Raw genomic sequence first — 16,024 nt, forward strand, 5'->3', positions numbered from 1 at the left:
TTTATAAAAAATCCTCTTCGTATTCTTCTTCAAGTGTTTCAGTCAAATTATTTTGACTTTGAGTTACTGTTTGAATTGCTTCTATTGTCTGAGCTAAACCAGCAATAGTAGGCGCTTGCAACAAACGCTGGAGAGACAATTCTAGAGAAAAATCTTCCCGTAACTGAGCAATTACTTGACCAGCTAATAGGGAATTTCCCCCCAATTCAAAAAAGTTGTCATAAATGCCTAAAAGTGGTATGTTTAAAACTTTTTGCCAACATTGGGCAATTTTAAATTCTATATCGTTACGTGGTTCAATCTGCTCCCTGTTATCCTGATTGTTACTTTTTTTAATGAGTCTAGCACGATCTATTTCACCATTTTTGAGATATGGCATTTCTGGCAGTTGTACAGATTCATAAATACAAATATTGCCAAAAGGATCTTGCACTTTTAAGCTTGGTAATTTAACAACCTCCCCAGTATTGGTTCTGAAATAGGCAGTTAATTTCTGTAAATTAAAACTTGATAATTGCCAACGTTGAATATTTTGGTTACTACCATCTAAACCTATCAATAAATTATGTTGTTGATGGTGTAAGCTCGCAAACATTGAAGATATTGCTTGGGAGACTGACATAATATAAGAACCTTTGGCACGGATCAGATTTTTCATCTGATATCCTTCACTCATTCCTGTATTATCCCACATACTCCAACTAAAACAATAGCTAGTTAATTTATTGGTTAATTGATTTTGGGAATTTTGGTAATGAGTAAAACTATCGAGAAAACTATTAGCAGCAGCATAAGCACCCACAGCAGTGCTGCCAAAAAAACCGTGTGCTGAAGAAAAGTTAATAAAAATACTTGCCTGATTTTCTTTTGCTAATTGATGTAATACCCAAGTACCCAATAATTTGGGACGTAGAATTGAGGCTAAGTTTTCCTGGGTTTCTGCTAGTACCTGTTGTTCGTGAAAAGTTCCCGCTAAATGCAATATTCCATCAAGATTTGTACCCCATGTAAATTGAGCTTTTTCTACTACTATTTGCAACTGTTTTAAGTCACAAATATCAACGGACTCATAAATTACTTCGCCCCCAAGTTGTGCTAATTCTTGATAGAGTTGGATGTGTTTTTCTGAAGTTAAAGGAGTTCTCCCAACTAATAATAATTTAGCTTGGTAATGTTTTAACAAATACCGGGCAATTTCAATACCTATACCACCAAGTCCCCCAGTGATTAAATATGTTCCTCCTTGTTTGAAGGTAATTGATGATTGAGGGTTGCTGGAAAAGTTAACTTGTTCTAAGCGAGAAATTAAACGTTGTCCATTTCTGTATGCTATTTCTCGTTCTTTTGAGGATATTTGCATTTCTTGGAGAATTAAAACCCCATTTTTTTCAACTTCAGCAAAGGGTAAATCTATATGGCGACAGTTTATTTGGGGTAGTTCTTGAGGAATTGTTTTTAATAATCCTAATACTGTTGATTTTTCATAAGCTACAGGATCATCTGACGCAATAGCTTGGAGATGAGAGGAAATAAATAATAATTGAATAGTTTGCTCAAAGCCTTGATTTTTTTCTAAGGCTTGTACTAGGAATAATAAACTATATATTCCCTGTGATTGGGCTTTTTCCAAGCTATTAATACTGTTAATTTCTTGATACTTGTCGTAAGTCCAAAGATGCAGAATCTGCCCAATAATGATTTTATCTGCTGCTAGGGATGCAATTAAACGTTGATAATCTTTGGCTGTTTCTTGATTAATTACATAATGGGAATGATTGATTTTTTGAAATTCTTCTCCAGGTGCAACGGTAATATAGGTCAGTTTATTTTCTGCTAATTTTTGACATAAATAGTCACCGAATCCATAAGCATCGAGAAATACTAAAGTTGTATTAGTAATGTTTAAAGAGGAATTAATATTAATGGGAGATTTAGGTTTCCATACTTGACGGTAAAACCAATTGGGAATGGTGTTGGAATTGCCTAATAATATATCAATTCGTTTAATGATTGATTGAAATTCACCTGTTTGGAAACGTTGGCTAAGTTGAGAGCGTTGAATTTTGCCAATAGCGGTTTTAGGAATAATCTCTTTATCTACGGGAATTAAATAATCAGGATTTATTCTCAGCTTGTTTACAATACAAGCGCGAATTTCCTTGAGGAGAGTTAATAAACTTTGATTATCATCAAAAGCAGTATGGAAAAATATGGCTAATTTGTCAGTATTGCTTCCTGGTTGTCTGACTGCACAAGCACCTGTATAGGAAACTTCTACTCCTGTAATTTCTTCAACAGCAGCTTCTATTTCATGACAATAGTAATTTAATCCATTAATAATAATTACATCTTTGATTCTGCCAGTAATGGTTAAACGTCCTTGATCTAAAAATCCTAAATCTCCTGTATTAAACCAACCATCAGATGTAAAAACTTCTTGATTTGCTTGTGGATTTTGATAGTACCCGATAGTAACAGATGCACCTTTGACTTGTAAGCTACCAATGGTATTTTCTTCAACTACCTGATTTTCGTTATCTACTATTCGCATAGAAAATCCAGGAATAGGTGAACCCAATTCTACAAATTTATCATCATCTGTAGTTGAATCTAGTAAAAAACTATCGGCAAATACGACACCAGAAGATGTTTCAGACATTCCCCAGCCTGGGTGCATTGCGGTAGCTGGTAGGTGATATAACTGAACTAGCTGCAAAAATTTTCTTGCTGTTTTGGCAACTATGAGTTCACCCCCATTATGAATTAATCGAAGTGAAGATAAATTCCAAGTTGGTGTTGGGATATTTTTGTTCTTTTCTAGTTGCTCATTGATTAAGCCATAAGCAAAATTAGGACCCCAGGTCACGGTAACTTGATAATGAGTAATCCAATCTAGCCATCTTGTCGGTTTTTGTAAAACTAATTCAGAGTTCGCATGAATTTGTTGACAACCAACATAAACATCACGTAAATGGAACATAATTATTCCCACAACATGGTCTAGGGAAAACCAATTTAATGTGATATCTTCTCTTGTATAAGCATTCATCACGGTAGTACCAGCACAACGTGCTATCAAGCTACTGTGAGTCTGCATTACGGCTTTGGGCATTCCCGTACTGCCAGAAGTCAAAAGCAAAATTGCTAAATCTTCTGGTTGACTAGGATGTAATTTTACATTTGATTCACCATCTGATTCACATTGACGCAATTGATCAACGGTGGCAATTTTAAAGTTTTCTAAGTTTAAAACTCTGGCAAAACTATCAATATCCCCAGCTAAAGAACCATTGGTTAGTACCAAGGGTTTCTCTAACATCTGCCAAGTATTTTGTAATTTGCTGGCTGTATTATTACCTGGTTCATAAATGGGAGCAATGGATACTGGTACTGGAACAAAACCACCCAGCACACAACCCCAAAAAGCAGAGATAAAATCTTGATTATCTTCTAGTTGAAAAATTACTTTGTCTTGAGGCTTGAGTCCTATTTTTCTTAATCCTGCTACAATTCGTTGGGCATCTTGCCATAATTCTCTGTAAGATTGAATTTTTTCACTACCATCAGATTTGATATAGATAATACTTTTGGGGGAATTTTCGGCGGCTTTTTGTAATACTTCTACTAAATTTTTAGGCGCGTCTGGAAAGTATGGTAGTGGTTCACCGTGACTAATGGCTAACTTTTTTGATGAGGATAGTTTTTTGTCTTCTATTTTCTGACTATGTGTAGTTAGTGGTATTTCTTCTTGGTTTTTGTCATCAAAGTTTGTTGCAGTCTCTGTCAACAAATCTTCTAAATGTAAAGGGGGAATATTTTTAACCACAGGTTCAACAACTACCGCCACCCGCTCAATTTTTGACAATGACTCTATTTGCTTTTCTAAATTTTGCATTACGTCAGAGTCAATTACTTCTAAACTAGCTAAAGCAATTTCATCTATCTGCCCTAAATCTGTTAGGGGTATGGTAGATATGGGTACAAATGCTGTGGGTATTAATTCGTTGGGGAGAATTGTTTGCAGATGAGCTAAAATTTGTTCTGGTGCAAACAAACCCGATGGAACTATATACGCTACTAATTCCTCCTTTAGCTTTTTTGTTTGTTTTTTGATAACTACACAATCATCTACAGTCAAACTCGACCGAATAGCAATTTCTATTTCTTGTTGGTATGCAAAATTTTTGTTTGTTGAAGTTGCTAAAACTTGACTATGGTGATCTAACTGCATTATCTTTATATGTCCTTTATTAAGATTTAATCTGCTACTAATTATTTTTTTTGAATCAATGCCGATTATAAGGTAGAGTGTTCATTTATTTTAACTTATGTTATTGCTTTCTAATTGGTTTGTAAAATTTATACTTACTAAACAGCAATATGATCTCAGGTTTAGCGGTCAACTGCAAGAACATTTTAAACATTTAAGCAGACAGTTAAGACTGTTAACTAGAACATCCCAGTAGAATCATAAAATAATTTTAACTTTTCAGAAGTAAATAATTAATTATTTTAATTCATTATCTGAATTTATTTTGTCTACAGGGATTGACACCCACAATTTAGTCTATTTACACTCTCATTCAAAATGTTATACTATCAATTAGAATTGGAGCAATTGCCGAGAATAGCCAAATTTAATCATGTTTTAATATTTAGTTAAGACGTAGTTTGTTTAGTTAGTTATGCCAGAGATTCAAGAGAGTAGCGTCAAGACGTGGGATTTGTATAATACTGTAAATTTATGTAAATAAATAGCCAGATCAGTCCTATAAGTATTTTAATAAAAAAATCATGGCAAGTTATATTCTCTGTACTCCTTCTGTACTATTACTAATTCGAGATAAAAACTCTGATCAAATGTTAACTATTTACCATTTTTAACCTAAATAACTGGAGATAAAAATTCCGTGGAAAACAAAGTAATTGAACAATGGGTTTTAACCTTTGATGGCCAACATGATTACATAGATTTTGGCAGAAATGATCCTGATCCAGTTTTGTCTGAGGGTATTTCAGGTTTTACAGTTTCAGGATGGATTAATCCCCATCATCTTACCAAAGAAGCTACTACTTATGGAACAAGAAATGTCTTTTTTGCCCGTTCTTCAGACAGATACAGTGATAATTTTGAAGTTGGTGTTAGTCCTACAGGAAATTTAGATATTTACATTGATGAAAAATTTAGCAAATTCATCAAAACTCTGGGTAATGGAGAATTAACCACTGGAGAATGGCACTTTTTCGCTGTTGTTTTCAATCAAGGTGATATTACCGTATATCTTGATCATAATCAATACATAGAATATTTTACAGGTTCTACTTTAAATAAAGCCACAAGTCCGATCACTCTGGGAGGAACTTTACACAATAATATATATTTTTCAGGACAATTAGCCCATATTAGTGTATGGAATTATGCATTTAATCAGGAACAAATTCAGAACCTTCGTTCTGGGCTAATAGTTGGGGATGAAGAAGGATTAGTTGCTTATTGGAAATTAGATGAAGGGGAAGGAACAATTGTCAACAATCAAACTGCAAATACTTATCAAGGAAATTTGTATGGTAATCCTAGTTGGAATTTAACACAAATTACATTTCTGGGAGAATTATCTGCGGAGGAAGAAACCACAACCAACCAACCAGAAGCAACTTTTAATATCCAAGCATCACCTACATTATCTCAAGAACAATTAGCAGAAGATATCAATCAAACAGACCGGAAAAAATATAAAATACTTGCCATTGATGGTGGTGGTATTCGTGGCATGATTCCTGCACTTTTATTAGCAGAAATTGAAAAGCGCACGCAAAAACCGATATTTAGTTTATTTGATTTAATTGCTGGTACTTCCACTGGAGGGATTTTAGCCCTGGGATTAACTAAACCCCGATTAGATACAGAAAATGCTGATAAATTAACCCAAGCTGAATATACTGCTGCGGATCTCTCAGAACTATTTATTGAGTATGGAGTGGAAATATTTTATGAGCCATTATTTCAAAAAATACTTGGACCTTTAGAAGATATATTTTTACAGCCCAAATATGCTTCTACCAGCAGAGTAGAAATGCTCAAACAATATTTTGGTGATAGTCTGATAGAAAATAATCTCAAAGAAGTTTTTGTCACCAGTTATGATATTGAGCAAAGAATACCCATATTGTTTACTAACAAACGGGAAAAACAACAGATAGAATCTCAAAGATCTCGCAATTTATGTGCAGGATTTTCGCTTTTAGATGCAGCATTAGCCACCAGTGCTACTCCTACTTATTTTCCTCCCCATCGCATTACCACTGATCACAATAATAATGGTTTTTATACTTTAGTAGATGGGGGAGTTTTTGCGAATAATCCAGCCCAGTTAGCTATTTCTGAAGCAAAAATTAGTAGTAAACGAGAGGCAAATAGGGTTTTGAATACAAAAGATATCTTAATGGTTTCATTGGGTACAGGTTCACTAACAAGTGTTTATCCTTATAATGAAGTCAAAAATTGGGGAGTTTTGCAATGGGGAAGACCACTTTTAAATATTATGTTTGATGGTAGTAGTGAAGTTGTGGCTGGAGAATTAGAAGGGTTGTTTGCATCTAAGAATCCAGAAACTACAAGTTCTTATTATCGGTTTCAAACATTTTTAGATACAGAACTAGAAGAAATAGATAAGACAACTTTACGCAATATTCGTGAGCTAAAAATAGCCGCCCAGCAGATGATTAATCAAAATAGTAAAACAATAGATGAATTGTGTAGTTTGTTGTTAGAGGATGTCTGAGAAGTATCAGGTTTTATCCAGATTCCCCCGAAAAATTAATCAAAGTCCCCCTTTTTAAGGGAATAAAGGGGGATATACAAGTGTTTTATGCAAATACGAAAAAGTTTTCAGACATCCTCTGAGAGTAAACTAACTGCTGGTGCAATGGGTGACTAACAAACAATAGATAGTTGCTTGGTAAAATAAGCCTTATAAAGTTGGTAACGGGGTAATACGCGATCGCCATCAAAGGTAATTAATCCTAAACTTTCCAGTTTATAAGCATGGATAGGATCAATAACCAGACTTTCTTTAGCAGTAACAACTTCAGTATATGTCCTAATTAAACCAGGATTAGTTAACAGCTTTACCCAATGGTTCTGCAAGTGATAGCGATAAATTCCACCATTGGCGATCGCCTCTTTGATCAAATCTGGTAAACTCATAGCCCCAGAGTGAAGATAATACAAAGTAAGTTGTGTCAGTGCTGGATGACCACCAATAAGAGATATCAATTGTGCCGACTCCTTACCAGCACTCCACCTTAACCCATATCGCCTAGCTAATTCTTCTACCTGTTGCTGAGTAAATTCATGTAAAAGGACAGGTAGTCCAATATTAAACAGAGAGTAATTAATATCTAAACAAAGATACTGTTCTGTTGAATAAGCAACTACTAACCTCAAATTTTTCCATAAATTATTTTGTCGTGATTCTTCATACCAACTACGCAACAAAGCAAAAAATTCCTGAGCAACTTGAGGATATTCAAAAAATCTTTCAACTTCACTTAATACTAAAACTAGAGGATTATTGATCTGCTTGAGAATATAATGTTGGAAGTAAAGACTACAGATTAACTTATAACCCACATCTTCATTCCAATGCTCATTAAGATTGGGAGCTATACCCAGTTTGATAGCAATTTGGCTACAAAAAGAACGTAAAAACTTATTTAAGTCAGTTAAACAATCAGCATCTATCTGGGAAAAACTTAAATTTACAGTGTGATATCCTTGTACATCTGCAAAAGCCAAAATACGTAGTATCAAAGAAGTTTTACCCATCTGTCCAGGAGCGAGAACTTTAATTAAACAACCTGGTTGAGTCACCTCTCGATAAATTAATTCTTCTATCGGTTGACGCTCAATATATAAGGGAGAATCTAACGGTATTGGTCCATCAGGATATGACCATAAAGACGGATTTTCTGTTCGTAAACAGATACTCTCTGATAAACAATCTAATATTTTCGTTTCATTATCTTCCTTTAGGAAGATGTAATCTTCTTCATTAAGTTCTAAATTGAAAGTGTTAAAGCATAATTTTAAAGTTTTTTGGTCTACACCTTTATTAGTTGACCATAAGCGACTGAGAGTTTTAGTAGAAAGCTTGGTTTGGTATGATAAATCCTCTAAAGAGAGGCGTTGGCCTTGGTTTTCTGTAATTTCCCAAGATGATATAGCATCTTGTAAGCGTTGTAGTCCTTGAGGAGATAAAAGGACACCGCGTCTCCTTGTTGCTTTATTTTCTTTTAAAACCATAATCCAAAAAATTGACTAAGTTGGTTAAATTTTATAAGTTTAAAGTTTTTAACAATTTATAGTAGGACTTACGCAAGATAAGACTAAAAACCTGATTTTTCCGTAGGGGTAATTCATGAATTACCCCTACGTTCATTCTGTTTTGCGTAAGTCCTGTATAGTAAAAAATTACTCCATAGATATTTGTAATATGAAATTACCATATTTCGGAAATGCTCTGAAAATTATTCCCCTGGAAAGAGGGAATAGGTAATAGTTTGATCTATCTATCATCCCCAAATTTTCTGATTTCTCAGCCCCTACCCCAAGTAAATATGTTTTATCGCAAATCATAATAGTCATACATAAATTAACGTATGTATTAAAGTTGAAGCACATATCCCAATGTCAGTTGTGTAATTCCTGTCTAAATTCAATCCTAGTATTTCTATTTGATGATGAAAAGCGAGAAAATTCTGAAAAATGTAAAACTCTCTATTCAGTAAATTCCACATCAATCATAACTGAACTATGGTAAAATACAGTAATATTCACTAGCTTTAATCTCCATATACCTTAACTTATGTCTAATAGTCTTGATTTAGCAACCATTATCTTACCTGAAGATATCAAATTAAAACTAGAAGCTTTAGATAATGTAAAATTGTTTACACCAAATTCAGATACTTACATAGATTTTGATGATGATGTACAGATAGATTTAAATAAAATTTTTGACATTCATAGTCAAGTCGAATACATAAATGTGATCTTCGAGAGAATTATTACACAAGTATTTGGTGGACATGAAATTATTATAATTAACCCAAAATGTAAAATATATAAAAATGCTCAAAACATAGAAATTTACTTACAAGGACTACTAAATAATCAAAATATAGAATTAGTGTTTAGTAAAAATCCTATTTTAAAATATCAATTAAATCATGAATTTAGTTTTAGTAAACTGACAAATGCAGTTCCGATCATCAGTAATTTAAACTTAGACGAAGCAGAGTTAATCATATCTAATAATAATCATAATTACCTTCATAAAGAATTAGGTAATATTAACTTAAACAAAGGATTGAATTTTATTGGAAATATTAATTTACAAACCATTTCCAAAAATCTAAGTAAATTTATATACGAATATTTAGAAATTAGAGATTTAGCAGGATTAATTAGCATCAATTCCACAGGAAAAATATGTTTAATAAGTCATATTACAGGACAAAGAAACTTATTTTATCAACCACCATTGCAAGCTGATTTTAATAACTTACTACTCGAATTAAATATTGATCCTGATTTACAACCAAGATTCGGATTAACGGGAAATTTAACTCTTCAAGGTTATGATCCCAGTCAAGAAGATGAACCTAAACTATTTCTTGCCGGTAATCTCTCCCTCGAACCTGAATCTTTAACAGCATATTTTTGTCAACAAGGTGAAAAAACCTGGCATAATCCCTATGGATTGAATGGAACAGAACTACGTAATCTCAGATTCCAAGGAGGGGGAACATATTTACCACCTTACTTTGATAATTTCGGATTCATTGGTGATTTAAGATGGGAAGAAATAGACATAGAAGTAGCATTTCTGATAGATACTAATGATCCTCAAAGATTAGCATTAGTTTTAACTGTCAATCAACCCGTTAGTTTAATAGATTTGTGGCAAGGTCCAGTTACCTCTTTTATTGAAAAACAAGCAGGATTTTCCACAGATTTAGTTAACAAAGCATTGTCATTATTAGAAACCTTAGATAATTTGCAGATTGAATCAGTTGATGCAGATGCAGACGGAAAACGCAACCCATTGATTAAATATGTTCCCTTTCCTACAATCATTGCAGGACAACCCATATCAGAAGGATTAGAAATTAATGGTAAAATTAACGCTTGGGGTCATGAAGCGATTTTACTCCTGCAAGGTAACACAAGTTTAAATAATATTAGTGGTTCGTTAAAAGTTTTTGAAATAGATTTAGGATTTGCCAAAATCAAAGGAGCAGATGATGATAGTTTAGATTTAGCCTTAAAAGTCACACCTACAGAACAGTATCTTCAGGGAGATGGTTATGTAGAATTACTTGGTAACGAAATTGCCAATGTAGAATTTAAAATTACTGCTACAAATGCGATCTTTAAAAACTTTGATTTAAATTTAGCTAATCTGATAAGTCTTGATGTTAATGATTTAATTATAGATATCAAAACTGGCTGTGGTAGTGGTTTTGGAAAAATTTCCCTCTTAGGTAATACCCTAGCAGGTATTACATTTGATATTAATCAAACTAGTATTAACATAAACAATCTGGAAATCAATTTACTTGGTTTTTTAAATCTCAATATTCCCCTGTTAACAGTAAATTTAAATCAACAAATTGCCACAGGTGAAGCAGATATTACCGCCTTTAATCAAGCATTAGGTAAGGGTAAATTATTATTTAACGTTCAAGATGTTTTCATCAAAGATGTATTTTTGAATTTAGTGAATATTTTGAAATTGAATGTTCCCAAATTGAAAGTTGACTTAACCAAGAGAAAAGTTTCTGGTTTAGGGAATATAACTATTTTAGGTAAAAAATTCACTGAGTTAGGTATCATCCTGAATGAAAGAGGATTGAAAGCAAAAAATGATTTTGATTTCGGCATTTTAGCCTTCAATGGTGCTACAGTTACCCTTGGTAAAGACAATCAGGGAAATATCAATAATTCAGCTAGTATTGTAGGTAATCTCAATTTTTTGGGTTATAATATTGCCAACATTAACGCCAAAGTAAATAGTGAAAAATTAACTGCATCGGGTAGCTTTAATTTTGGGGATATTCTCATCCTCAAAGGCATGAAGAATCAGAAAAAAGCCACATTAATACTTAAAAAATCTAAGAATGGTCGTTATAATTCAGTGAGTATCATGGGCAGATTTTATTTGTTAAACCAAGAACTAACATCAGTGAAAATCAGTCAAAACAATGGTAATATCAAGATTTTAGGAATGTCTGTTAATGTCAAGAATTAATTAAAGGGGTTTGGAGCGTTTATAACCCTGCTATCACGCAAGCTTTCAAAAATCAAATGGGAGTTCCATATAAAATTATTTTATAATAATAGCATTAATTTTTGTAATTGATTATAAATAATCTTAACTGTCTTAACTGTCCTTGCATTCTCAGGAAAAATCTGGGAAAAAAGAGGAGTGAATTAGTGTGAACCATTGTACACATATCTTCTCAAATTTTATCAAACATGATGTAGCCAGTGTTGTTATTGGGGAGGAGTTAAGCGTTGAAAATTTCAGCAGTGATGAATCCTCATCAACTAAAAAATAAGGAAAAATGAGGTCATTAAGCAATCAGTCTTATCGCATTGTTGCTATTCCAGGTGAAGGAATTGGTCCAGAGGTTGTAGAAGCTTCCTTAAAAGTTTTGCAGCAAGTAGCTAAACTGGAAGGATTTGCCTTACAGGTAGATTATGGCTGGCTGGGTAAAACCGCCTTAGAAAAATTTGGTAGTTACTTTCCCCAAACTACGATAGAACTATGTAATGGATCTGATGGAATTGTCTTTGGTGCAGTTACCCAAGGTGGACTGCTAGAATTGCGAAAACATTATGACTTTTTTTGCAATCTACGTCCCATTACGATTGTTGATAGTTTGGTGCATAAATCTAGCTTACGTCCAGAGAAAATTAAAGGACTGGATATACTCGTAATTCGAGAATTAGTCAGTGGAATTTATTTTGGCTCTGCTGCACGTGGTTCAGATGAAAAAGGAGCTTATGGCTACCACACCATGCTCTATTACGATCATGAAATACGACGAATTGCTCGTCAAGCCTTGCAAAAAGCCCAACAACGTCGAGGAAAACTAACAGTAGCTCATAAAGAAAATGCCTTACCTAATTTGCCTTGGACTCGTTTAGTGCAAGAAGAAGCAACCGCATTTCCTGATGTTGTGGTCGAACCAATGTTAGTGGATAATTTAGCCATGCAAATGGTGATGAATCCCCAGAGATTTGATGTAATTTTGGCCAGCAATTTGTTTGGAGATATTCTTAGCGATATTGGCGGAGCATTAGTTGGTTCTCTAGGTTTATTAGGATCAGCCAGTCTCAATGCCGATGGATTTGGACTATACGAAGCAATTCACGGTACTGCACCAGATATAGCAGGGAAAGGAATTGCTAATCCTTTGGGAACTATTGGAGCTTGTGTTTTAATGCTAGAGCAGTGGGGGGAAAAAAGAGCCGCCCAAAGAATTATGGCAGCACAAGATCGAGTTTTAGCTCAAGGATATCGGACGGCGGATTTATCTCCTCAAGGAGAAGAAATATTAGTCAATACCGAACAATTAATACAGCTTTTACTAGAAGAAATTTATAATTTACACAAGCTAGAACAAAATTGAGAAATTGAGGTGCTGCATGAGTCTTATAAATAAAGAAGTAAATAACAAAGTTTTATATTTAGGGGATGATATTAATACAGATGATATTATTCCTGCCAATCGAGCCACAACTTATGATCCTGATATTTTAAAACAATATGCTTTAGAACATTTGATAGGAGTAGGAGAGTTATTAAAATATAATGTAATTGTCGCTGGGCAAAATTTTGGCTGTGGTTCTAGTCGAGAAATTGCCCCTGTTGCTTTGAAAGCTGCGGGAATTGAAAAAATTCAGGCCAAATCATTTGCAGAAATTTTTTATCGCAATAGTATCAATATTGGCTTAAATTTAGAAATTTTAGAGGAACAACAAGAGAATCCTGTAGTTGATGCGATCGCCCAAGCAGGTGGACTCATACCATTTAATCATCAGCGTCGTCAGGGAAAAATTACCATTCCCAAAAGTGTCACTCCCCAACGACCCATGACGTTAGTAGAAAAACTTCTTGCTAAAGCTTCGGGTAATGCTTATGTCCGTCCTGGAGAAGTGGTTTTTGCTCAAGTTGACTTAGCTTTATCCCATGATGCGGTAGCAGGACCTGTAGCCACAACATTTTATAAACATTACGGACAAGAAGCAAAACTGTGGGATGCTCAACGGGTAGTATTAGTAGCAGATCATTTTATCCAAGTTAATGACATTCGCAATGATCAAAAAGCCAATGTCATGTATCAGGAAATGCTAGACTTTGCCCAAGAGCAAGGATGTCATTTATTTGATATTGTTTCTCCCGGTGAAGCTGCTGGTATCTGTCACGTTTTACTCCCAGAAAAAGGATTTGTCCGCCCAGGAATGATCATTGCCGGTACAGACTCCCATACCTGTACTTACGGAGCATTAGGAGCTTTTTCTACTGGTGTGGGGACTACAGACATGGCAAATATATATGCTATGGGGGATATGTGGATTCGCGTCCCCCCCACATTGGTATTCGATTTATCTGGAACTCTACCCCCCCATATCAGTGCTAAGGATATTATCTTGTTTATCCTGGGACAAATCGGCTGTGCTGGTGGTACAAGCAAGGTCATGGAATTTAGAGGATCAATACTCGAACAAATGCCTTATGATGAACGCCTAACCCTTGCTAATATGGCCATTGAGTGTGGAGCAATCTGTGGCTTAATTGTTCCCGATGACACAACCCGCGACTATGTTAGAAGTCGCTCTGATCAAGAATTTGAAGAATTTGTTGGCGATGCTGATGCTGAATATGAAAAAGTGTATAAATTTGACCTCAGTAATCTAGAGCCGCAAGTAGCCCGTCCTCCCAAACCAGATCAAGTAGTACCTATCAGTCAGCTAGAAGAAACCCCTATTACCAAAGCTTTTATTGGTTCTTGTACAGGAGGTAAATTATACGACTTAGCCCAAGCAGCCGAAGTTTTACAGAATCATCGAGTCGCGGATGGTGTAAACTTGTTTATTGTTCCTGCTTCCGTAGAAATTCGGGAAAAAGCAGAAGCATTAGGATATATGGACATTTTTAACCAAGCAGGAGCAAAGATTCTCAAATCAGGTTGTGGTGCTTGTATTAATTCTGGAATGGGCGTTTTAAACAAAGAAGAAACGGGGGTTTATGCAACCAATCGCAATTTTAAAGGACGCAGTGGTGATCCCACAGGCAAAAATTATTTAGCCTCACCCAGAACGGTGGCCATTTCCGCGATAAAAGGCAAAATTAGTCATGTTCTTGATTAATTCTTGATTGAAAAAAATATGATGAAAAATTAAATTGCTGGATACAGATTGAATAAAGGGGGTAAATTGTATCTAACTTAAAATTAGAACAAGTATCAAATCTGTTTGTGTATCTACAATAACTCCAATTTCATAAAACTCAGAAAATTGAAAACAACAATATCAAAATATTAGGTGAGTACAGTGGATGAAATTATTAAAAGACTTGCCGGTTTAGGTCTTCCGGGAATCATTCTTTTGATTTTAGCAGTCGCATCAGCAGGTAGTAATGCTGCTATTGTTTCTGTGCTGACAGCAGCGGGGGGACCTTTTGGTATAGTTGGCGGAATAGGGTTACTGGGTTTGGTAAAAGTTATAGGTGATATGGTTACAGATTATGGAATTGAAGCTATGATCAAAGCCGTTTATTCAGAACGTAGCAAAACCGAAACTTTGCGATCGCTGTTCTACGAAATTCAAGATTTACCAATTTGCCAAGAACTAAAACTAAAGTTGCAAAATCATCTAAAATCAGAAAATAAAAAATATTTACCATCTTTAAGAACTGTAAATATATCATGCGTGAAAATAGAAAACGGTCATGTTATTAATTAAAATAAAGGGTTATATCATTACATATCAACATCATATTTTAGCTTTCAATTCATCAGCAAATTGTTGGCCATGATACAATTAATGATTTTTAGTGTTTTTTAGTGTTTCCTGATCAATTTATTGAATTGACGAGTTGTATAGATTGAGGTTGAATAGGAAAGAGAATGTTAAAAAACTAGCTAGATTGGCTCTCAAGAGAAATTTATCTTCTCTTAGTCTAGATACGGCAATAACTTCTTGAACTATAGAGACTTCCATCTCATACCACCAAGCAAATTTTCACTAGCAATTAACCAACAATTAACCAACAATATTAGAGGATATTAAGTGATGAACATGGACGAAATCGCAAAAAAACTAGCTGGACTAGGTCTTCCTGGCATAATTCTTGTAGTTTTAGCAGTTGCATCAGCAGGTAGTAATGCTGCCATTGTTGCAGCACTCACAGCAGCAGGAGGACCATTTGGTATCGTAGGTGGTATAGGTTTACTTGGTCTCGTAGGGGTTGTAGGAGATACAGTAGGCGCTTATGGAATTGAAGCTATTCTCAAAGCAGTTTATTCAGAACGGACTAAAAACGAATCTGTCAGAGCGCTCGTCAAAGAAATCAATGATTTACCCATTTCCGACGAGCTAAAAACCAAATTGATAAGTCACGTAGAATCAGAACCTAATACAGCGACAGAAGCAGAAGTCGTGGAAGAACCAAGAACAGTAGAAATTGTGGACGAAGATGAAGAAGTAGCAGTAGAAGCATAATTTAATCCTGAAATTTGGTGACATTCTTAAATAAATGCCACTAAATAAAGGTGTGTTTTAAATTTCTACCTTGGTAAAAACAATCTCACCAAAATTAGAGATAATATAAAAATGGCCTCTGAGTTCGATTATACCTTATTAATACCTCAAAGGCCATTTCTCTAAAAATCAAATCTAAGGGAGCATACCAAATGTGTAAGTTTATTTTTTTTGATTGAACCGCAAAGG

8 protein-coding genes and 1 pseudogene are annotated in these 16,024 nt (G+C 34.6%); 7 read left to right on the forward strand and 2 right to left on the reverse strand.

Going from position 1 to position 16,024, the window contains the following annotated elements:
- Window position 1: 1 nt before the first annotated feature.
- The gene (locus tag K2F26_RS00220; RefSeq protein ID WP_220609894.1) at window positions 2-4,231 is read right to left on the reverse strand and encodes an SDR family NAD(P)-dependent oxidoreductase; all 4,230 of its coding nucleotides are present in this window, start codon (window positions 4,229-4,231) and stop codon (window positions 2-4) included.
- 679 nt (window positions 4,232-4,910) lie between these two features.
- On the opposite strand from K2F26_RS00220, the gene K2F26_RS00225 reads away from it, so the two are divergent.
- Window positions 4,911-6,782 carry a patatin-like phospholipase family protein gene (locus tag K2F26_RS00225; RefSeq protein ID WP_220609895.1) on the forward strand — a complete coding sequence of 624 codons (1,872 nt, stop codon included), beginning with the start codon at window positions 4,911-4,913 and terminating at the stop codon, window positions 6,780-6,782.
- Between the two features lie 152 nt (window positions 6,783-6,934).
- On the opposite strand, the gene K2F26_RS00230 is transcribed toward K2F26_RS00225, so the two are convergent.
- Entirely contained in the window at window positions 6,935-8,305 is a 1,371-nt protein-coding gene (locus K2F26_RS00230) for an AAA-like domain-containing protein (RefSeq protein WP_220609896.1), read from the reverse strand.
- Window positions 8,306-8,867: 562 nt separating this feature from the next.
- Between K2F26_RS00230 and K2F26_RS00235 the strand changes: the two genes are divergently transcribed.
- From K2F26_RS00235 to K2F26_RS00255, 6 genes and pseudogenes are all read left to right on the forward strand, one after another.
- A complete protein-coding gene (locus K2F26_RS00235) occupies window positions 8,868-11,315 on the forward strand; it encodes a hypothetical protein (RefSeq protein ID WP_220609897.1) in 2,448 nt (815 codons plus the stop codon).
- Window positions 11,316-11,631: 316 nt separating this feature from the next.
- Window positions 11,632-12,702, forward strand: a complete 1,071-nt coding sequence (locus K2F26_RS00240; protein ID WP_220609898.1) for an isocitrate/isopropylmalate dehydrogenase family protein — start codon at window positions 11,632-11,634, stop codon at window positions 12,700-12,702.
- A 181-nt stretch (window positions 12,703-12,883) separates the two neighbouring features.
- A pseudogene (locus tag K2F26_RS24495) lies at window positions 12,884-13,033 on the forward strand (3-isopropylmalate dehydratase); the annotation flags it as partial.
- A gap of 132 nt (window positions 13,034-13,165) precedes the next feature.
- Window positions 13,166-14,443, forward strand: coding sequence for a 3-isopropylmalate dehydratase large subunit (locus tag K2F26_RS00245; protein ID WP_246605630.1), 1,278 nt, complete (start codon window positions 13,166-13,168; stop codon window positions 14,441-14,443).
- 183 nt (window positions 14,444-14,626) lie between these two features.
- On the forward strand, window positions 14,627-15,037 hold the full coding sequence (locus K2F26_RS00250) for a hypothetical protein (protein ID WP_246605481.1): 411 nt from the start codon (window positions 14,627-14,629) through the stop codon (window positions 15,035-15,037).
- Window positions 15,038-15,373: 336 nt separating this feature from the next.
- Complete coding sequence (locus tag K2F26_RS00255; protein ID WP_220611717.1) at window positions 15,374-15,796, forward strand: hypothetical protein; 423 nt, start codon at window positions 15,374-15,376, stop codon at window positions 15,794-15,796.
- Window positions 15,797-16,024: the final 228 nt, after the last annotated feature.

The sequence above is a fragment of the Sphaerospermopsis torques-reginae ITEP-024 genome (assembly GCF_019598945.1).
GTDB lineage: Bacteria > Cyanobacteriota > Cyanobacteriia > Cyanobacteriales > Nostocaceae > Sphaerospermopsis.

Excerpts from the sequence above, each read along its gene's own strand:
- K2F26_RS00245 (WP_246605630.1), top strand. The coding sequence starts at position 13,166 with ATGACGTTAGTAGAAAAACTTCTTGCTAAAGCTTCGGGTAATGCTTAT.
- K2F26_RS00220 (WP_220609894.1), bottom strand. The coding sequence starts at position 4,231 with ATGCAGTTAGATCACCATAGTCAAGTTTTAGCAACTTCAACAAACAAA.
- K2F26_RS00235 (WP_220609897.1), top strand. The coding sequence starts at position 8,868 with ATGTCTAATAGTCTTGATTTAGCAACCATTATCTTACCTGAAGATATC.
- K2F26_RS00230 (WP_220609896.1), bottom strand. The coding sequence starts at position 8,305 with ATGGTTTTAAAAGAAAATAAAGCAACAAGGAGACGCGGTGTCCTTTTA.
- K2F26_RS00255 (WP_220611717.1), top strand. The coding sequence starts at position 15,374 with ATGGACGAAATCGCAAAAAAACTAGCTGGACTAGGTCTTCCTGGCATA.
- K2F26_RS00240 (WP_220609898.1), top strand. The coding sequence starts at position 11,632 with ATGAGGTCATTAAGCAATCAGTCTTATCGCATTGTTGCTATTCCAGGT.